Source organism: Stenotrophomonas chelatiphaga (assembly GCF_001431535.1).
In the GTDB taxonomy this organism is placed as follows: domain Bacteria; phylum Pseudomonadota; class Gammaproteobacteria; order Xanthomonadales; family Xanthomonadaceae; genus Stenotrophomonas; species Stenotrophomonas chelatiphaga.
In genome coordinates, this window is the sequence record NZ_LDJK01000012.1 from 61,948 (window position 1) to 82,053 (window position 20,106).

The 20,106-nt window shown below is 69.1% G+C and carries 15 protein-coding genes; 11 read left to right on the top strand and 4 right to left on the bottom strand.

Annotated elements, in window-relative coordinates; translation table 11 throughout:
- Positions 1-229 precede the first annotated feature (229 nt).
- Complete coding sequence (locus ABB28_RS04225; RefSeq protein ID WP_161809854.1) at positions 230-1,489, top strand: carbohydrate porin; 1,260 nt, start codon at positions 230-232, stop codon at positions 1,487-1,489.
- A 6-nt stretch (positions 1,490-1,495) separates the two neighbouring features.
- Here ABB28_RS04225 and ABB28_RS04230 read toward each other — a convergent pair whose 3' ends face one another.
- A complete protein-coding gene (locus ABB28_RS04230; RefSeq protein WP_057507439.1) occupies positions 1,496-2,149 on the bottom strand; it encodes a response regulator in 654 nt (217 codons plus the stop codon).
- Positions 2,146-5,178 carry a sensor histidine kinase gene (locus ABB28_RS04235; protein ID WP_057507440.1) on the bottom strand — a complete coding sequence of 1,011 codons (3,033 nt, stop codon included), beginning with the start codon at positions 5,176-5,178 and terminating at the stop codon, positions 2,146-2,148. Before ABB28_RS04235 ends, ABB28_RS04230 begins: the two co-directional genes overlap by 4 nt.
- Positions 5,179-5,282: 104 nt before the next feature.
- Here ABB28_RS04235 and ABB28_RS04240 point away from each other — a divergent pair, with 104 nt between their 5' ends.
- The 9 genes from ABB28_RS04240 to ABB28_RS04280 all read left to right on the top strand — a co-directional run bounded on the left by ABB28_RS04240 (position 5,283) and on the right by ABB28_RS04280 (position 15,768).
- Positions 5,283-5,624: a hypothetical protein gene (locus ABB28_RS04240; protein ID WP_057507441.1), complete on the top strand. Its 342-nt coding sequence runs from the start codon at positions 5,283-5,285 to the stop codon at positions 5,622-5,624.
- Between the two features lie 80 nt (positions 5,625-5,704).
- Positions 5,705-6,094 (top strand): helix-turn-helix transcriptional regulator, encoded by a 390-nt coding sequence (locus ABB28_RS04245; protein WP_057507442.1) that lies wholly within the window; start codon positions 5,705-5,707, stop codon positions 6,092-6,094.
- Positions 6,095-6,121: 27 nt separating this feature from the next.
- Positions 6,122-6,778, top strand: a complete 657-nt coding sequence (locus ABB28_RS04250) for a hydrolase (RefSeq protein WP_057507443.1) — start codon at positions 6,122-6,124, stop codon at positions 6,776-6,778.
- 2 nt (positions 6,779-6,780) lie between these two features.
- The gene (locus tag ABB28_RS04255; protein ID WP_057507444.1) at positions 6,781-7,209 is read left to right on the top strand and encodes a DoxX family protein; all 429 of its coding nucleotides are present in this window, start codon (positions 6,781-6,783) and stop codon (positions 7,207-7,209) included.
- A gap of 122 nt (positions 7,210-7,331) precedes the next feature.
- Complete coding sequence (locus tag ABB28_RS04260) at positions 7,332-9,179, top strand: amidohydrolase (RefSeq protein ID WP_211260364.1); 1,848 nt, start codon at positions 7,332-7,334, stop codon at positions 9,177-9,179.
- Positions 9,164-10,453, top strand: coding sequence for an alginate export family protein (locus ABB28_RS04265; protein ID WP_245625278.1), 1,290 nt, complete (start codon positions 9,164-9,166; stop codon positions 10,451-10,453). The genes ABB28_RS04260 and ABB28_RS04265 overlap by 16 nt, the downstream gene beginning before the upstream one ends.
- On the top strand, positions 10,447-12,081 hold the full coding sequence (locus tag ABB28_RS04270) for an MFS transporter (protein ID WP_057507447.1): 1,635 nt from the start codon (positions 10,447-10,449) through the stop codon (positions 12,079-12,081). The genes ABB28_RS04265 and ABB28_RS04270 overlap by 7 nt, the downstream gene beginning before the upstream one ends.
- A gap of 35 nt (positions 12,082-12,116) precedes the next feature.
- Positions 12,117-12,941, top strand: coding sequence for an alpha/beta fold hydrolase (locus ABB28_RS04275; protein WP_057507448.1), 825 nt, complete (start codon positions 12,117-12,119; stop codon positions 12,939-12,941).
- 283 nt (positions 12,942-13,224) lie between these two features.
- Positions 13,225-15,768 (top strand): methyl-accepting chemotaxis protein, encoded by a 2,544-nt coding sequence (locus ABB28_RS04280; protein WP_425479524.1) that lies wholly within the window; start codon positions 13,225-13,227, stop codon positions 15,766-15,768.
- Between the two features lie 12 nt (positions 15,769-15,780).
- Here ABB28_RS04280 and ABB28_RS04285 read toward each other — a convergent pair whose 3' ends face one another.
- Entirely contained in the window at positions 15,781-16,539 is a 759-nt protein-coding gene (locus tag ABB28_RS04285) for an SDR family NAD(P)-dependent oxidoreductase (protein ID WP_057507449.1), read from the bottom strand.
- A gap of 101 nt (positions 16,540-16,640) precedes the next feature.
- Here ABB28_RS04285 and ABB28_RS04290 point away from each other — a divergent pair, with 101 nt between their 5' ends.
- Entirely contained in the window at positions 16,641-17,546 is a 906-nt protein-coding gene (locus ABB28_RS04290; RefSeq protein ID WP_057507450.1) for a LysR family transcriptional regulator, read from the top strand.
- A gap of 22 nt (positions 17,547-17,568) precedes the next feature.
- On the opposite strand, the gene ABB28_RS04295 is transcribed toward ABB28_RS04290, so the two are convergent.
- Complete coding sequence (locus ABB28_RS04295) at positions 17,569-20,088, bottom strand: PepSY domain-containing protein (RefSeq protein WP_057507451.1); 2,520 nt, start codon at positions 20,086-20,088, stop codon at positions 17,569-17,571.
- Positions 20,089-20,106 lie beyond the last annotated feature (18 nt).

Consider the following 20,106-nt stretch of genomic DNA (forward strand, 5'->3'; position numbering starts at 1 on the left):
GGTTGCCGGATATTCCCGTGCGGTTAACGAAGCGGGCCGCTTTTCCGGCGTGCCGCGCAGAGCGTGTCGCTGGCGCCCCGGTCGGCCCCGTTGCGTGCGACAGCGGCCTGACAGTCTTCGCGCCTTTTGCTGCAAGGGCTGTGACCTCTTCCGCAGTCCTGCACTGCATCCGCATCGGCGCGGTGGCAGCGCATGCCACGTTGAGCCGCCCTGCAGCAAGGAGCCTGAAGTGAATCATTCTCTTGGCGGACGACGCGCGCTGGCCGGACTGTGCCTGGCCGGGGTGGCGGCAAGCGCAGCAGCGCAAGGTGTCACCGGTGACTGGGGCGGACGCCGCCCCGTGTGGCAGGACAACGGCATCGTGCTGGATCTCGGCTACACCGTGGAAGCAGCGCGCAACACCTCCGGCGGCCAGCGCCGCGCCAGTGCCCATGCCGGCCAACTGTCCGCAGGCGGACGCTTCGACCTGGAGCAGTTGTGGGGATGGCGGGGCACACGGGGGCAGCTCTCGCTGAGCCTGCGCGACGGAGACAGCGTCACCGCCCGGGCCGGCCTCGGCAGCCTGATGGCAAGCCAGGAAATCCATGGGCGTGGCCACATCCTGCGGCTGGGCAGCCTGTGGCTGGGGCGGCAGTCCGCCGATGGACGCTTCGATGCAAAGGCGGGCCGGCTCGCGGTCGGGGAGGACTTCAACATGCTCGACTGCGTTGCCATGAACCTGGCGCTGTGCGGCGGCCAGGTGGCGCTGCTCGGGGGCGATTACTGGTTCAATTCGCCGCTCAGCCAATGGGGCGCGGTGGTCACCTACCGGCCGCTGCCAGCGGTCTACCTGCGTGCCGCCGCGTACCAGATCAACCCCCGTTATGCCGATGCGCGTGGGGGTGGTCTGCGCCTGGCACCGGCCGGCACGGTCGGCACGCTCACACCGCTTGAACTGGGCTGGGAGCCCTCCTTTGAAGGACGCAACGGACACTATGCGATCGGTGGCTGGTACAGCAGTGCGCCGCGGGCCGATGCCGTGCAGCCGCTACCGATCCACGCCGGCGGCAGCACCGCCCTGCTGCGCACCGGCGCTTACGGCGGATGGGCCAGCGCGCAGCAGCAGCTGACCGGCGGCAGCGGAAGCAGCGACGCATCGGGCCTGCGGGCGCAGTTGGCCTTCGCACAGGGCGATCGCCGCACCGGCGACATCGACCAGATGGTCAGCCTGCAGCTGATCCAGACCGGGACGGTGCGCTCGCGGCCGGATGATCGTATCGGCTTCGGGCTTGCCAGTACCCGGGTCAATCCGCGCGCCGCTGCGTTCCAGCAGCGGCGTGACGGTGGCGCGCTGGCAGCAAGGGAGCATGTGGCGGAACTGTTCTACGGCTGGAAGCCCGCGCGCGGTCTGGACCTGCAGCCCGGTGTGCAGTACGTGCGCCATCCGGGTGGGCTGGCGTCGCGCAAGGATGCGGTAGTGCTGGGCATCAAGGCCGACGTGCGCTTCTGAGTCGTCTCAGCGTTCGCCGGTTTCATCATCCAGGCTGATGATGCCGCGGCGCAGGGCCATGGTGACCGCATGCGTGCGGTCACCGACGCCCAGCTTCTCCATGATGCGCTTCATGTGCGCTTTCACGGTCTGTTCGGAAATCAGCATCTGCTCGCCCACGCGTCGATTGGACATGCCCGCCGCCACGTGGACCAGCACTTCGGTTTCGCGCGGGGACAACCGGTCTTCCACCACATGCGCGGCGATGCTCGCTGCCAGTTGCGCCGGAATGGCGGCGCGACGCCCCCCGGCCACGCTGCGGATGGTGTCGATCAGCTCATGGCGCAGCATGTCCTTGAGCAGGTAGGCGCTGGCGCCGGCCTGCAAGGCGCGTACCGCGCGGACATCGCCGCGGTAGGTCGTGAGCACGATGATGCGCGCCTTGGGATCCTGCGCGCGGATGCGCACGATGGCTTCGACACCGTCGATGCCCGGCAACTGCAGGTCCATCAGCACCACGTCCGGATGCAGCCGCAGGTAGCAGTCCACCGCCTGTTCGCCGTCGGCTGCTTCGCCCACCAGATGCATGTCCGACTGGGTGGACAGCAGCGCGCCCAGGCCATCGCGCAACAGCGGATGGTCGTCCACGATCAACACGCCGATGGAATCGTTGGGGTTCATCCCGAGGGTTTCCTGTTGGGCCACCAGCGCCGCCATGGCGACGGACGCTGCCGGTAGATGCGATGGGCGGGCACCGACAACGCCACTTCGGTGCCCAGCCCGGGACGCGACCAGACGCGGAGTTCTCCACCCAGCCGGCGTGCGCGCTCGCGCATGCCCTGCATGCCCCAGTGGCCGTCGGCGGCGCCGTGGGTGTCGGTCATGCCGCGACCGTCATCGCGCACGTGCAGCAGCAGGCAACTGCGCCCGTAGGCCAGTTCCACTTCGATCGCTCCTGCCTGGGCATGGTGCAGGGCATTGCGGATCGCTTCGCGACCGATCAGGAAGACTTCTTCAGCCGCGTGCGCCTGCAGCGGCGGTGCCGCCCCTTCGATGGTCAGCCGTAGCGGGTTGACACCCTCGCCGGCGAACTCTTCATGCACATGCGCCAACGCAGTCACCAGATCCTGGCCGGCAGCCGGGCCATCGCGCAGCGCCGCAACGCGTTCGCGTCCTTCGGCGAGGTTCTGTTCGGCCAGTTGCATGGCCGCCTCCAGGCTGCTGCGCACGGCAGGCGAGGCGTGGGCAGACTGGCTGATGGCATGCAGGCGCAGGATCAGCCCCTGGCTGCCCTGCAACAGGGTGTCGTGCAGGTCACGGGCGATCCGCTCGCGCTCGCCGTGGCGTTCCTGCAGCCGGGCCCGCACCAGCGCAGCCAGCTGCCCGCTGCGGATGCGGACGGCCATCACCAGCAGGGCCAGTACTGCCAGCACGCACAGCAGCTTGAACCACAGCGTCTGCATGAAAGTCGGGGCGATCTGGAACGTGCGCGCCACCGGGGTGCTGCTCCAGACCCCGTCTTCGTTGGCGGCCATCACCTCGAAGCGGTAGGTTCCGGGCATGAGGTTGGTGTAATGCGCGCGGGTCTGGCTGCCGGCATCCTGCCAGCTGCTGTCCACGCCGGACAGCTGGTAGCGGTAGCGGGTGCGCTCGGGCCGCGCCAGGGACAGCGCCACGTAGTCGATCTGTACCTGGTCGGTGCCGGCGGGAAGTCGCAGTCCGTCGCGCAGCGGCAGGTGCTGCCCGTCGAACGACACCTCGCCGACGCGCACGTCCGGTGCACGTTCGTTGCGATGCGGCAGGGTGGTGTCCAGCCACGCCAGGCCCTGGTTGGTCGCCAGCCACAACAATCCATCCTCGGCCAGCATCGCCGTGGCGGTGGGGCTGCTCTGCAGGGCGATGCCCGGCATGCCATCGGCATCATCGAACAGGCGCGGGGAGAGCGCGCGTGCGCTGCCCGCCGCCACCCGCAGTGCATCGGCATCGGTGCGCAACAGGCCGCGGCTGCCGTTCAACCAGCGCGTACCCGATGCTTCGCCGGCGATGCCGGTGATGCCTTCCAGCACGCCGGGGATATCGGCCTGCAGCACATGGAAGCGGGCGCCTTCCAGCACGGCAAGGCCGGACTCCCCGGCGACCAGCAGTTCCTCCCCATGCGCGTGCACCGCGGTGACCGGACCGACATTCAGTCCCTGCGCCGGACCGTAAGCCCGTACCGATCGGCCATCGACCACGTGCAGCGTGCCATCGTCATGCCCGACCAGCACGCGCCCGCGTCCATCCACGCTGACCAGGCTGCAACTGCGTGCGGGCAGGCGATGATCATTGCGCCATCGACCGTCCTTGAAGTGCAGCGTGTAGGGGCCGGCGCACGCCCACGCTTCGCCGCGTGGAGCGAAGAACACCGAATTGAAGGACTGCCCGGCGGTCCAGCTCGGCGCGGCGAACGCCACCGTCCGGCCAGCGCTGCGCCGGTACAGCCTGTCATCGTGGAACAGCCACACCGGGACCGCCGACTGCAGGCTGGCGCGCTGCATCGCCGCCGCGCCGGCGTGGACCAGGCTGCGCTGCAGGTCGAACATCCGCAGGTCGTCATCGTAGCCCTGCACCTGCCCCCCCGCGGTGCGGTACAGCGTCCGGTAGGGACCCGACGGACCGACATCCTGCAGCGCATGCACGCTGCGCGCACGGAACCGGTTCAGGCCCAGGTTGGTGCCGACCCAGATGTTGCCTTCGCGGTCTTCCAGCAGCGGCGAGGCCGAGGTCGACGTCAGGCCCTGCGCCACGTCGAAGTTTTCCAGCCGCGTGGGCTGGGTGCCGTCGAAACCGAGCCGGAACACGCCGCCACTGCCGATGCGGGTTCCCCACAGGCTGCCATCACGCGCGAACAGCACGCGATCGGCGCGCAGGTCGGGCAGGCGCAGCGATTCGCGTTGCGCGGGCGACAGCAGGGTGCCATCGCGTGCCACCGGCAGGATGCCGCGTCGCCGGTCGGCGAGCCACAGGCTTCCATCGGCGCGTTCGGCCAGCACCGACTGCGGCGATACGTCCACGCCGGTGGCTTCGATCCGGCCGGCGCCACGCGGCAGTCGCCACAGCGCGCTGCCCGCCAGCAGCCACAGCGTTCCCTGGTGGTCGCGCTGCAGCCAGTGCGCGGGCTCGGCAGGTACCTGCATCGCCGGCGTGGGCGGCTGCCAGTGTTGGCCGTCGTACCAGCGCAGACCGCCCTTGAGCGCCGCCCATAACCGTCCGCTGCCATCGCGCGTGATGCGCGGCACCGGACCGTTCGGCACATCACGTCCACTGAGGAAACTGCGCAGTCCGCGCGGTTGCAGATGGCTGATGCCGGCCTGGAAATAGCCGATCCACAGGCTGTCATCCGGGTCGAGCAGCAACGACACCATGTTGGTGGACGGGAAGCGGCTGTCCTGCGGTGCCGCGTCACGCTCGAAACGGTGGCCATCGAACCGGTACAGGCCGGATCCGGTTGCCAGCAGCAGCGTGCCCTGGCGGTCCTGCGCGATGTCCCAGATATCACCCGGCGCACCCTGCCCGACGCGCCATGCGCTGTGCTGGAAGCCGGGCAGCCCGGACTGGGCATGCATCGGTGTCGATGCCTGGGCCGTCATCTGCGATCCCACGCACAGCAGCACGACCTGCAACAGGCAGGCGCACGCGTGGCGCAGCAGCGGTGGGGGATCAAGCGGCATGCTGCATTCTCGCAGGCCAGGGGCACGGCCGGCCTACCCGATCGGGGCAGGCGGGCCAGCGCGGGATCAGGTAACCATGGGCAGCCTGTCCACGGGAGGGGGGAATGCAGCGTCTGTTCGTGATGTTTCCAGATCGTGCCCCGGGCATCGGCCTGCTGTGGATACGGCTGTGCCTGGCCGCTGCGATGTGCTGGCCGTGGCCGGTGGCCGCGTGGCAGCAATGGGTCGCCGCCTCGGCAGCGTTGCTGCTGGCGCTCGGCGGGCTGACCCCGTTGGCGGTGCTGCTGGCCACGCTGGTGTTGTGGCGCGGGGGCGGCAGCATGCCGCTGGTGCTGCTGCCTGGCTGCCTGTTGCTGCTCGGCCCGGGCGCGTATTCGCTGGACGCCTGCCTGTTCGGTCGGCGCGTGCTGGTGGCGGCCCGGGGGGCCGCTCCCCCGAAAGAGTGAGGCTGCTGCCCACCCCGTCGGGGGTAGGGCGCCGTGGCGTCTGCCGCCACGCTATGCACTCCCCCCCACGAGTGCCGCCGATGGCCATCGACACACCGTGCGCCGGCGCGCCTTCGGGGTTGCCTGGCCTCACTGCGGCGCAGGCGGCAGCGGTCCGCCGCGCGCAGGCATTCATGGAACAGAACCTCGGCCAGTCGATCGACGTCGTGCAGATCGCCGCCGCTGCCTGTGTCAGCCGCTTCCACCTGGCGCGGCTGTTCCGCAGCGCCACCGGGCTCAGCCCGACTGCCTGGCTGCGCCGACGTCGCATCGACCAGGCCCGCCATTGGTTGCGTGAAGGGTCACAGCCGGTCGGCCGCATCGCCAGCGAACTGGCGTTCTTTGACCAGAGCCACTTCACCCGTACGTTCCGCGCCGCCACCGGCTGCAGTCCGCGCTGCTACGCCTCGCACGCAGCAACCCCTCACTGAATTTCCCCTCGCACTGGAGCCACCTGCATGAACAAGGCCACCGCCGTCCCCGGCAATGCGCTGCTTTCCCCGACCGACCACGCCCTGGTGCTGATCGACCATCAGTCGCAGATGGCGTTCGCCACCCACACCATCGACATCTCCGCGCTGCGCAACAACGTCGCGCTGATCAGCAAGGGCGCGAAGGGTTTCAAGGTGCCGGTCGTGCTGACCACCGTGGCCGAAAAGTCGTTCTCCGGTCCGCTGTTCCCGGAACTGCCGGCGATCTTCCCGGGCCAGCCGGTGTTCGACCGCACCTCGATGAATGCCTGGGAAGACCAGGGCGTTATCGATGAGATCAACCGCATCGGCAAGCAGCGCCTGGTCATCGCCGGCCTGTGGACCAGTGTCTGCATCGTCGGACCGACTCTGTCGGCGATCGAGCAGGGCTTCGAGATCCATGTCATCACCGATGCCTGCGGCGACGTGAGCGACGAAGCACACGAGCGCGCCATCACCCGCATGGTGCAGGCCGGTGCAGTGCCGATCACCAGCGTGCAGTACCTGCTGGAGCTGCAGCGCGACTGGGCACGCGGCGAAACCTACGACCTCACCACCGGTATCGCGCGCGAACACGCCGGTGGCTACGGCGTGGGCATCCAGTACGCCAAGACCATGTTCGGCGCACAGGAAGGCGGTCACTGAGCATGGGCAGCAGCCATGCCCTGGACGTGGCGCTGCTGATGCTGCGCATGGCAGCGGGAGGATTCCTGCTGCCGCACGCGCTGGGCAAGTTGTTCGGCTGGTTTAACGGCCCGGGCCTGGCCGGCTTTGCCGGCGAACTGCGTGGTTTCGGCCTGCCTGCCACCGCGCCGTTGCCGCTGCTGCTGGCCGCGGTGCAGGTAGTGGCCGGTCTGTCGGTGCTGCTCGGCTGGCAGACCCGGCTGGCTGCGCTGGCCGGCGCGGCGTTCATCGCGTTCACCGCCGTGCTGGCGCTGCCGCGCGGCTGGTTCTGGATGCGCGGCGGCGTGGAGTACCCGCTGATGTGGACGCTGCTGTTGCTGTCGGTCGCGCTGGCAGGCGCCGGCATGTTCTCGCTTGATTCTTTCCTTGCTTCCCCTGGAGTGCCGTCATGAGTACCGATCCTTCCCAGCCCGGCCGTCGCGAGGTGCTGCTGGGGGCGGGCGCGGCACTCGCGCTGGGCCTGGCCGGCCGCGGCCTGGCGGCGGCTCCCTCCCCCTCATCGCAGGAGCGTCGCATGAGCACGCTGGTCATCCGCAATGCCCGCATCACCACCCTCGACACCGCACAACCGCATGCACAGGCGCTGGCCGTGCAGGACGGGCGCATCGTCGCCGTCGGCAGCGATGACGAGATCATGCGCGGCTGGGCGGCCGAGGCGACCATCATCGATGCGCAGGGCCGCCGGCTGGTGCCCGGGCTCAATGACAGCCATACCCACCTGATCCGCGGTGGACTCAACTACAACCTGGAACTGCGCTGGGATGGCCTGCGCTCGCTGGCCGATGCGCTGGCCATGCTGAAGGTGCAGGTCGATCGCACGCCCGCACCGCAATGGGTGCGCGTGGTCGGTGGCTTCACTGCCGCCCAGTTCAACGAAAATCGCCTGCCGACGCTTGAGGAAATCAACACCATCGCGCCGGATACGCCGGTGTTCCTGCTGCACCTGTACGACCGCGCGCTGCTCAACCGCGCTGCGCTGCGTGCATGCGGCTATGACAAGAACACACCGGATCCGCCCGGTGGGCAGATCGTGCGCGACAAGCTGGGCAACCCCACCGGCCTGCTGCTGGCCAAGCCGAACGCGGTGATCCTGTACGCCACGTTGGCCAAAGGACCCAAGCTGCCGATCGAATACCAGGCCAATTCCACGCGTCACTTCATGCGTGAGTTGAACCGGCTGGGGATCACCTCGGTGATCGATGCCGGCGGCGGCTTCCAGAACTATCCCGAGGACTACCAGGTCATCGAGCAGCTGCACCGCGATGACCAGCTCAGCGTGCGCATCGCCTACAACCTGTTCACCCAGAACAAGGGCGGCGAAGTCGATGACTTCCAGCGCTGGAGCGACATCCTGCAGCCGCGCCAGGGCGACGACCTGCTGCGCCACAATGGCGCGGGCGAGATGCTGGTGTTCTCCGCCGCGGACTTCGAACTGTTCAACGAACCGCGCCCGGAATTGCCGCCCGGACTGGAGCCGGAACTGCATGACGTGGTGCGGTTGCTGGTTGAAAAGCGCTGGCCCTTCCGCATCCATGCGACCTACGACGAAAGCATCTCGCGCATCCTGGATGTCTACGAACAGGTCAACCGCGAGGTACCGTTCGATGGCCTGCACTGGTTCATCGACCACGCCGAGACCATCACCCCGCGCAACATCGAGCGCATCCGCGCGATGGGCGGTGGGCTGGCGATCCAGCACCGCATGGCCTACCAGGGCGAAGCCTTCGTGGAACGCTACGGCGTGCAGGCAGCACGGCATACGCCGCCGGTGAAGCGGATGCTGGCCGAAGGCGTTCCGGTAGGCGCCGGTACCGATGCCACGCGCGTGGCCAGTTACAACCCGTGGGTCGCACTGTCGTGGCTGGTCACCGGCCGCACCGTGGGCGGCCTGGCGCTGTATGGCGATGAAAACCTGCTGGAACGCGAACAGGCGCTGCGCCTGTGGACCCAGGGCAGCGCATGGTTCTCTGGCGATGAAGACCACAAGGGCATACTGAAGGCAGGCCAGCTGGCCGATTTCATCGTGCTGTCGGCCGACTTCTTCCGCGTGGACGACGACCAGATCGCCGACATCACCAGCGTGCTGACCGTGCTGGGCGGTCGCATCGTGCACGCCGCCGCCGACTACGATGGGCTGGCACCGGCACTGCCGCCGGCGATGCCGGACTGGTCTCCGGTCAACCGCTTCGGCGGCTACCACGTCGGCGGCACGGCCACCGGCCTGGCGATGGCGCACCACCATCACCATGGCGCGCCCTGTTCCACCCACGGTGCACACGGCCATGCGGCCCAGCATGCGGCACCGACCGGTGACCTGCAGGCGTTCTGGGGTGCCATGGGCTGCTCGTGCTTCGCGTTCTGATCCTCGCCGCGCTGGCGCTGCCTGCGCTGGCACAGGCACGCGCGCAGGCCGGCTGCGGGGCGGGCCATTGCACCGCGCTGGGCCAGGGCGACCTGCAATGGGACGCCTCGCTGCGACTGCGCGGCATGTACTTCGATCCCACCCGCTTCGGCATCGGCGGCGGCGAAGACGGTTATGGCCTGCTGCGCGCGTTGGGATCGGCGACCTATCGCCGCGATGACTGGCAGGCGCGCGTGCAGCTGGGCGTGCATGCCGAACAAGGACGTGCGGGTGGTCCCGGCGGCACCGATCAAGGCGCGCTGGACGTGCAGCAGGCCTACTGGCGCTGGCAGGGGCAGCAGGCATGGCTGCAGCTCGGGCGGCAGGAAGCGAGCTATGGCAGTTCCCGGCTGCTGTCGGTACGCGACGGGCCGAACATCCGGCTGGCGTTCGATGGCCTGCGCCTGGGCTGGCGCGCTGCCGCGGGCAAGCTGGACGTGCTGGCGTTGCGCGCGGTGGACAACCGTCCCGGCGCCTTCGACGATCGCAGCGAGCCGGGTGCCCATCTGTGGGGCGCTTACGCGACCAGCGCAGCACGCCGCAGTGGCCAATGGGATGCCTACCTGCTGGACTACCAGCGCGATGGCGCACGCTTCGCCGATGGCAACGGGCGCGAACGGCGGCAGACGCTCGGAACGCGCTGGTTCGGCCAGCGCGATGCACTGGACTGGAACGTGGAAGCGGTGGTCCAGCGGGGTCATCTGGATACCGCCACGCGGCAGCTGGACATCCGTGCCTGGACACTGGCCAGCGATACCGGCTGGCGCTGGCAGCAAGCGCCATTGCAGCCGCGGCTGGGGGTGAAGCTGGACATCGCCAGCGGTGACCGCGATGCGGGCGATGGGCGCCTGCAGACCTTCAATGCGCTGTACCCGAAGTCGTCCTATTTCAGCGAGGCGAGCCTGCTGGCGCCGGCCAACCTGGTCGACCTGCAGCCCACCCTGGACCTGCAGTTCAACGAGCGCCTCGGCACCCAGCTGGGCGTGCAGCTGGCCTGGAAACAACAGCGCAGCGATGCGGTGTACACCACGCCGGCACCGCTGCTGCCGTTGCCCGGCAGTACCGGCGGCGCGCGCCGCATCGGCACCCAGTACAAGGCGGAAACCCGCTGGCAGGCCAGCGAGGACTGGCTATGGCAATGGCAGCTGGCCTGGGTGGATGCCGGTCCGGCACTGCGCCAGGCCGGTGGCCGCGACACTCTTTTTGCCTCCATCGTAGGAGCGTGGCAATGGTAAATACCGCTTCCCCCGCAGCACCCGGCGCCTGGGCGCCGCTGCAGATCAGCATGTTCCGCGCGTTGTGGCTGGCCATCATGGGCAGCAACATCGGCACCTGGGTCAACGACGTGGCCGCGGCGTGGGTGATGGCCGAACGCACCGGCTCGCCGCTGATGGTCGCGCTGGTGCAGTCGGCCACCACCGTGCCGATCGTGCTGCTGGCGCTGGTGGCCGGCACCCTGGCCGACATCGTCGACCGTCGCCGCTACCTGCTGGCCACCCAGGGCTGGATGCTGGCGGTGGCCGGCACCATGGCGGTGCTGACCCATCTGGACCTGCTCAGCCCGACCCTGCTGGTGGTGCTGACCTTCTGCATGGGCTGCGGCGCGGCCATGGCGATGCCGGCACAGGCGGCGATCGTATCCGAACTGGTACCGCCCCCCATGCTGGCTTCGGCCGTGGCGCTGAACTCGATCGGCATCAACATCGCGCGGTCGCTGGGCCCGGCCATCGGCGGGGTGATCGTCGCCCAGCTGGGGGCCACGTGGGCGTTCGGCTTCAATGCGATCAGCTTTGCCGCCATGCTGGTGGTGCTGCTGCGCTGGCAGCGTGATCCGAAAGCCTCCAGCCTGCCGCCCGAAGGCTTCGGCGCCGGGCTGAAATCCGGCCTGCGCTATGCCAGCCGGGCCGGCCACCTGCAGGCGGTGCTGATCAAGTCCGCCGGCTTCTTCTTCTTCGCCAGCGCGATGACCGCGCTGCTGCCGGTGGTGGTACGCGGGCAGATGCAGGGCGGGGCAGGGCAGTACGGCATGTTGCTGGGCTGCGTGGGCATCGGCGCGGTCAGTGGCGCCCTGCTGCTGCCGAAACTGCGTGCGCGGCTGGACCGTGACCTGCTGGTGCTGCTGGCCACGCTGGCGCTGGCGCTCAGCCTGGTCGGGCTGGCCGTGCTGCGCAGCTGGGTGCTGCTGCCGCTGGCGATGCTGGTGAATGGATTTGCCTGGATCACCGTGCTGTCTTCGCTGCAGATCGCCGCGCAGACCGCGGTTCCGGCGTGGGTGCGTGCGCGTGCACTGGCGCTGTACATCATGGTGTTCTCGCTGGGCATGGCCGCCGGTGGCCTGTGCTGGGGCGCGCTTGCCCAGCGCAGCACGCCCACCCTGGCGCTGCTGGTGGCGGCCGTCGGCGCGGTGGTGGCGGGCCTGCTGGTATGGCGCGTGCGCATCTCCGGTACCGAAGAACTGGACCTGCGGCCGGCCGGCCACTGGCCTGCACCGGAACTGTCGGTTGCAGTGGGGCACGACCGCGGACCGGTGCTGGTGACGGTGGAATACCGCATCGACGCAGCAGACCGGGTTGCCTTCCACGCGTGCATGCGCCTGCTCGGCCGCGTGCGCCGTCGCGATGGCGCGGTGCTGTGGGGCGTGGCCGAAGATGTCGCCAGTCCCGGCGTGCACCTGGAGTACTTCGTCACCGCATCGTGGTTGGAACACCTGCGCCAGCACGAGCGCATCACCGCCGATGACAAGGCCGTGCAGGAGCAGCTGCGCACGCTGCATCGCGGCGAACGGCACCCCGTGGTGCGCCATTTCGTCGGCGGCAGCGATGCGCTCGACGGCGCGGTGCCCCACACCCACAGCGACATCTGATCCACCGCTGCATCCCCTCGACAGGAGCCACCCGCATGAGCAATTTCGTTACCGTCAAAGACGGCGCCCGCATCTTCTACAAGGACTGGGGCACCGGCCAGCCGATCGTGTTCGCGCATGGCTGGCCGCTCAGCTCCGACGCCTGGGACCCGCAGATGCTGTTCATGGGCCAGAACGGCTTCCGGGTCATCGCGCATGATCGTCGCAGCCACGGCCGTTCCAGCCAGACCTGGGACGGCAATGACATGGATACCTACGCCGACGACCTGGCCGCGGTGCTGGAGCAGGCCGACGTCAAGGACGCGATCCTGGTCGGGCATTCCACCGGTGGTGGCGAAGTGGCGCACTACGTGGGTCGCCATGGCAGCAGCCGCGTCGCCAAGGTGGTGCTGGTCGGTGCGGTACCACCGCTGATGCTGCAGACCGCCGGCAACCCGGAAGGCACGCCGCTGGACGTGTTCGATGGCATCCGCAAGGGTACTGGCGGTGATCGCTCGCAGTTCTTCCAGGACCTGGCCACGCCGTTCTTCGGTGCCAACCGCGATGGCAACGCCGTCACCCAGGGCATGCGCGATTCGTTCTGGCTGCAGGGCATGCTCGGCGGCGTGAAGGGCCAGTACGACTGCGTGCGTGAGTTCTCCGAAGTGGACTACAGCGCGGACCTGCAGAAGATCGACGTGCCGACGCTGGTGATCCATGGCGACGACGACCAGATCGTGCCGATCAAGGCGGCTGCCGAGAAGTCGATCAAGCTGCTGGCCAACGGCACGCTGAAGGTCTACCCCGGTGCGCCGCATGGCCTGACGGCGACCCACGCCGACCAGTTCAACGCCGACCTGCTGGCCTTCGCCAGGGCCTGATCAGGCACCACCCACCCGCGATACGCCGGAATGGCCGGAGCGTGCGAACGCTCCGGCCATTTTGTTTCCGGCCTCCAGCGCTTCCACTTGCGCATGACCGCACAGGCAGGTCCAGCGCACCGTGCGCTGTCATCGACGCGACTTGCGGCGCTGTTACAACGTGCAGGGTCCCGCGTGTGGCGCCGCACATGCCGGCAACAACGGGCTAAAGTCCGGCCAGGGCAGGTCGATACCGATGCGTCATTCCGCCTCGGACTCTGTCATGCCGGCTGCCCCCCACATCCTGCGTTCTGCCTTCCCCCGCCTGCGCCACCTCGCGGTCCGTGCGCGGCCTTCCCTGCAGCGCCTGGCGCGGCTCAGCGTGGCCGCCAAGATCAAGGCCAGCCTGCTGGTCTGTGGCCTGGGCCTGGTCACCATTGCCGCGATGTACTGGTGGACCAGCCACGGCAGCGAACGCGCCGCACAGAGCTTCGCGGTCTACCAGCAGGGCACCGGGCTGGCTGCCACGCTGGCCGCCGATATCGCCGAAGCGAGGCGGCTGCAGACCCAGTATGCACGCAGTTTCGATGCCACCGACCGCGACGCGCTGCAGCTTGCCCAGCAGCGCCTGCAGGCAACGCTGCAGCAGCTGCGGGCGTTGCCGATGGACGCGACGCGCCGGCAGGCATTGGCCGAACTGACCACCCAGGCCGACGCGTTTGCCGAGGGCATCGCCGCGCTCAACGCGCGCGTGGACGAAATGGGGCGGGGCGATGAAGCGATGTCGGCGCAGCTGGAGCAGGCGGCCGACGCCGTGCAGGCGGCGGTGGACGCAACGCAACGCCCGCTGCTGGCCCTGCACCTGCAACGCATGCGCCGCCAGGAAAGCCTGCTGCTGCTGAGCGGCGACTCCCGGCATGCCGACCGCGCCAGCGAGGAAAAACTGCCCTTCGACCTTGCGCTGGCCGGCCTGCCAGCCGATACCCAGCAGCAGCTGCGTGATCTGATGGATGGCTACCAGGGCGCGCTGCTGTCCTATACCGCCGCGCGCATGGGCCTGGACGTGGAAGCGCAGTCATTGGTGGATACCGCGGCCAGCATCGCCCCCGCGCTGCAGGCGTTCCAGCAGGCGCAGGCAGCCAGCCTGGAACAGGCGCGCGCTCGCCAGCAGGCGCAGGCCACGCGCCTGGGTGTGCTGTTCGCCGCCTCGCTGCTGATGGTCGCCGTAGTGCTGATCGGGACGCTGTTGATGGTGCTGCACGCCGTGCGCCGGCCGATCCAGGACACCCTGCGTTTCGCCGAGGACATCGCCGAGGACCGCCTGGATACGGTGTTGCGCGTGCATAACCCGCACGATGAAATCGGCCAGCTGGCGCAGCGGCTGGGCCACATGCAGAAGCAGCTGCGCGCACGCATCGAACGCGAACGCGCGGTGGCGCAGGAGAACGCGCGTGCACGGCAGGCGCTGGACAGCGCCTCCACCGGCCTGATGGTGGTCAATCCGCAGGGCGAAGTGACCCATGCCAATCCGGCGTTGCTGCAGACCCTTGGTGCCGGCGGGAACGAGGTACTGGGCCGGCCTGCCCGCCAGCTGCATGCCGCACTGGCACGGATGGACGGCAGCAGCCGACGCGAGTACGACATCCAGCACGGTGGCACGAGCTGGCAGCTGGTGACCACGCCGATCTTCGAGGGCGGCCAGTCACTCGGCGAGGTGGTGGAGTGGCGCAGCCGTGCACTGGAAGTACTGCTGGAAACCGAAGTCGGCGCGCTGGTGGATGCGGCGGCGCAGGGTGAACTGGCCGGCCGCATTCCGCTGGAAGGAAAGCAGGGCTACGTGCATCGCCTGTCGGCCAGCATCAACCACCTGCTGGCGACCTTCGAACACAACCTCGGTGACCTGCAGGCACTGCTGGCGGCGCTGGCGCGCGGCGACCTGCGCGTACGCATGGACGGGGACCTGGACGGTGTGTTCGCGCGCATGCGCGACGACGCCAACGCGACCGTGGACCAGCTGGCGGGCATCGTGGCGGGCATCCAGAACGCGGCGCGCGCGATCGGTGACGCGGCCGGTGAAATCAGCGCCGGCAATGCCGATCTTTCCACCCGTACCGAACGGCAGGCGGCCAACCTGGAAGAGACCGCCGCGTCCATGCACGAGCTCACCGATACCGTATCGCGCAATGCCGATGCAGCCGGACAGGCCGACACACTGGTCCGCGCCAGCGCGGAAGTGGCCGCGCGCGGGGGGGATGCGGTGGGCCAGGTCCAGCGTTCGATGCAGGACATCAGCGCGTCGTCGCGACGGATCGGCGAGATCACCGCGCTGATCGATGGCATCGCCTTCCAGACCAACATCCTGGCGTTGAACGCGGCCGTGGAGGCGGCGCGAGCCGGTGCGCAGGGCCGCAGCTTCGCGGTGGTGGCCAGTGAAGTGCGGTTGCTGGCGCAGCGCAGTGCCGATGCGGCCAGGCAGATCAAGGGACTGATCGAAGACTCGGTGCAGCAGGTGGGGCAGGGCACGCGTGCGGTCAGCCAGGCCGGTGCGACGATGGCCGAACTGCAGGCCAGCGTGCAGCAGGTGGCCGCGATCATGGCGCAGATCCGCGATGCCTCGCTGGAGCAGCGCAACGGCATCGGGCAGGTCAACCAGACCATCGTGCAGATGGACGCCAGTACCCAGCAGAACGCGGCGATGGTGGAAGAGGCCACGGCGTCGGCGCGCGCCCTGGAAGCCCAGGCCGAGGTGCTGGCCGAGGCGGTGGCGGTGTTCCAGCTGCGTGGCGCCGGAGCGAAAGGGCCAGCGTCGCACCCCGCGAACGCGGAACGGATGCTGGCCCCGGGTTGAGCCTGCGAACGGTCAGATGAGCATGCCGCCGGAGGCTTCCACGCGCTGGGCATTGATCCAGCGCGTGCCCGCCGACATCAGAGCGACCACGGCCGGGCCGATGTCATCGGGCTTGCCGGCGCGACCGAGCGCGGTGGACGACGCCACCATTGCATTGATGCCCGCATCGTCACGCACGCGGCCGCCGCCGAAATCGGTTTCGATCGCACCCGGCGCCAGCGTGTTGGCACTGATGCCACGCGCGCCCAGCTCCTTGGCCAGGTAGCGGGTGAACACTTCGATGCCGCCCTTCATCATCGCGTAGGCCGAGCTGCCCGGCAGCGAGAACCGCGCCAGCCCGCTGGACACGTTGAGGATGCGGCTGCCATCGGCAAGCAGCGGCAGCAGGGCCTGGGTCAGGAAGTAGGGACCTTTCAGGTGCACGTTGACCAGGTGGTCGAACGCGGCCGGGGTGGTGTCGGCGATCAGCGCGTAGTGGCCTTCGCCGGCATTGTTGACCAGCCCATCCAGGCGCTCACCGCCCCAGTCGGCAAGCTGGGCCTGCAGCCGTTCGACGAACGCGGGGAACGAGGCGCTGTCGGCCACGTCCAGCGGCAATGCGGCAGCGCGTCGACCCAGCGCCTCGATCTGCGCCACGACCTCGTCGGCGGCAGCGGACTGGCTGCGGTAGGTCAACACGATATCGGCGCCGTCGGCGGCCAGGGCGAGGGCGGCATTGCGGCCGAGGCCACGGCTGCCACCGGTGATCAGCAGGGTGCGGGAAACGGACATGTCGAGCTCCAACGGGCGGGTAGGTGACCAGCCTATTGGGCTTGCGGGGGCGAATAAACTGCGTGATGCTGATATGACTGTTCAACCATGGCCGACAATCAATGGACAGCATGGCGCAGCTGCGCATCTTCCTGCACGTAGCCGAACGCGGCTCGTTCACCCGTGCGGCAGAAGGCCTGGGCCTGCCCAAGGCCAGCGTGTCGCTGGCCGTGCAGCGGCTGGAAGCGGCGATGGGTACCCAGCTGTTGCACCGGACCACGCGCCGCGTGCAGTTGACCGCCGACGGTGAACAGCTTTTCCAGCGCGCCCGCGACCTGCTGGATGACATGGAGGACCTGCAGGGCATGTTCCGCCGCGATACCGCGCAACTGCGCGGGCGGCTGCGGGTGGACATGTCCAGTGGGCTCGCCCGCCACCTGATCCTGCCGCAGCTGCCGGCGTTCCTGCAACAGCATCCGGGGCTGGAGATCGAACTCAGCGGCACCGATCGCCGTGTCGACCTGGTGCGCGAAGGCTTCGACTGCGTGCTGCGGGTCGGTGCGCTGGACGACAACACGCTGGTGGCGCGGCCGCTGGGCAGCATGGAGATGGTCAACTGTGCCAGTCCGGGGTATCTCGCCGTGCGTGGCACGCCGGTGACCCTCGATGCATTGGATGCGCATTGCCTGGTGCACTACGTAAGCACGCTGGGGCAGCGGCCGGCGGGCTTCGAATACCGCGATGGCGAGCAGTACCGCAGCCTGCCGATGGCCGGTGCGGTGACCGTCAACAGCGGCGATGGCTACACCGCCGCCGCGCTGGCCGGACTGGGCATCATCCAGGTGCCGCGGCTGGGCGTGCGCCAGGCCCTGCGCGATGGAACGCTGGTTGAAATCCTGCAGCAGCTGCCGTCCGAACCCATGCCGGTGACCCTGCTGTACGCCCAGCGCCGGCACCTTCCGGCGCGGGCGCGGGCGTTCATGGACTGGGTGGCCGCGCTGCTGCAGCCGCACCTGCTGCCGCTGTAACGAAGCGCACACCCGACGCTGTTCAATACACGTCGCGCCGGTAGCGTCCATCGGCGAGCAGTGCATCCACCGCCTCCTCGCCCAGGGTTTCGCGCAGCACGTCGTCCACGCCCTGCGCCATGCCCTGCAGCGAACCGCACACGTACACGCAGGCGCCGTCGGCGATCCAGTGGCGCAGCTCCGCGCTCGCCGCGCGCAGCAGATCCTGCACGTACATCCGGGTGCTGCCATCGCGCGACCACGCCTGGTCCACGCGGGCCAGGTGACCCTGCTGCTGCCAGTCGATGATCTCCTGCGCGTACAGCGCATCGCAGGCCTGCTGGCGTTCACCGAACAGCAGCCAATGGCCGTGCTGTCCGGCGCCGTCGGCTTCACGCAGCAGGCTGCGCAGGCCGGCGATGCCGGTACCGTTGCCGATCAGGATCATGGGCGGCGCATCGTCGTGGCGGTGGAAGCCCGCATTGCGCCGCACCCGTGCCGGCACGCTTTCGCCGATGCCGGCGTGCTGGGACAGCCATCCGGAGCCGATTCCCGGCTGGCCGTCGTCGCCATGCACCAGGCGCACCACCAGCTGCACGTGGCCATCGGCCAGGCAGCTGGCGATGGAGTATTCGCGCGTTGGCAACGGCGGCAGCTGGTCCAGCCACTGGGCGGCGTCATGCACTGCCTGCACCTGGTCGACCGGCGGCAACACGCGCCGCGCCGCCGCATCGTGCACGCGCAGTTCCAGCCCATCCACATGCACCTGTGCGTCGGCGTCCAGCCCTGCCGCGGCCAGTACCGCAGTAACCTCCTCCGCAGCGTGGCGCGGGGCCACCTGCAGGATGTCACCGGCCTGCCAACCCGCGCCGGCCGGCGGCAGCAGGGTCACCTGCCAGATCGCGCCGCCCTGGCTGCCGGGATTGAGCAGCCGGCGCTCGTGCAAGGTCCAGTCCTGCAGCAGGCGGTGCGGCTCGGCGTCCACCGCCGCCTCCACGCCGGTGAGCGACGCAAGCTGGGCCTGCCAGCGCTGCAGCGCACGGGCGTCATCACCATCCACATCGATGCACGGGAACAGCGCCGCCGCGCCCTGTTCGCCCAGCCACTGTTCCACCCGCCGCGCGAAGCCGCAGAAGCGGTCGTACTGGCGATCGCCCAGCGCCAGCATCGCGTAGCCCAGTTCCGGCAGCGCCTGCGCCTGCGCCAGCACCTTGCGTTCGAAGGCGCGCGCGCTGTCCGGCGCTTCGCCATCACCGAAGGTGCTGACCACGAACAGGGCGCGCCGGGCCTCCTGCAGCGTGCCACCGTCCAGGCGTGCCATCGGGGTTACCTGCACGCGCATGCCGGCTGCCTGCAACTGGCCGGCCGCGCGCCACGCCAGTTGTTCGGCCTGGCCACTCTGGCTGGCGAAGGACACCAGCCACGGCGGGCCGTCGGCATGGCCCGCCGACGGCGGCGCGACGAGGTCCACGCGTGAGGCGCGCACGGCGCGCTTCTTCGCGCGGCGGTCCAGGTACAGCATCCAGCCGGTGACGAAGAACAGCACCATCATCAAACTGGACAGCATCACGATCAGGCGCCCGGGCAGGCCGAAGAAGCTGCCCGAATGCAGTGCGAACATGCTGCCCAGCACCTTTTCGCCGCCATCCAGGTCGGCATACGCGCGCTGGTCCAGCACCGCGCCACTGGCGGGATCGATCTGCAGGGTGTCGTAGGCGCGGTCATGATGGGAATGCTGGGCAGACATCACCCGTGCGGTGACCGGGCGGTCGCCGCGCGCCGGCAGGCGCAGGTCGATGTAGCCTTCGCGCACGCCAGGCAGCGCATACAGGCTGGCCTGCACGCGCTGCAGGTCCAGCGCTCCGTCGGCCTGTACCGTCGGCGCAGCAACCGGCGGTCCTCCGAGCAGGCGGGTCAGGCCATCGCGGTACCAGTCGAAGGACCACCACAGGCCGGTCAGGGCGATCAGCAGGTAGACCGGCAGCACCCAGGTGCCGATCACCGAATGCAGGCTCCACAGGAAGCTGCGGCCGCTGTGTTTCCACTCCACCGACAGCCAGCTGCGCCAGCTCCACCACTGGCGTGGCCAGCGCAGGTAGATGCCGGACAGCACGAACACCAGCAGGATGATGGTGCAGCTGCCGGTGACCAGCCGGCCGCGGTCGCCTGCCACCAGGCGTCGGTGCAGGTCTTCGGTGAAGTCGAAGAAGCCCTGGCCACGCAGCGCGCTGAAGCGTTCGCCGGTGAAGGGATCGAAGTACACCCAGTTGTCGCGGCCGCCATCGAAGCGCGCCACCGACGGACGTTGGCCGGTGGCATCCACGCGCAGGCGCTGCAGCGCGGTGTCGCTGCCTTCGCCCAAGGTGGCCACCAGGGTGTCCAGCGGCAGTGCCTGGCGGCCATCGCCCTGTTGGGTGGCGACCGCAGCGAACTGCGGATTCAACACGCGCAGCAGGTCATCCTCGAACGAAAGGGCGGCGCCGGTGAGGCCCATCAGGGCGAGCACGGTGCCGGCGGTGATGCCGAGGAACCAGTGCACCTGGAAGAGAACGGTCTTGAACATCGGGGGAGGGGGAAACCG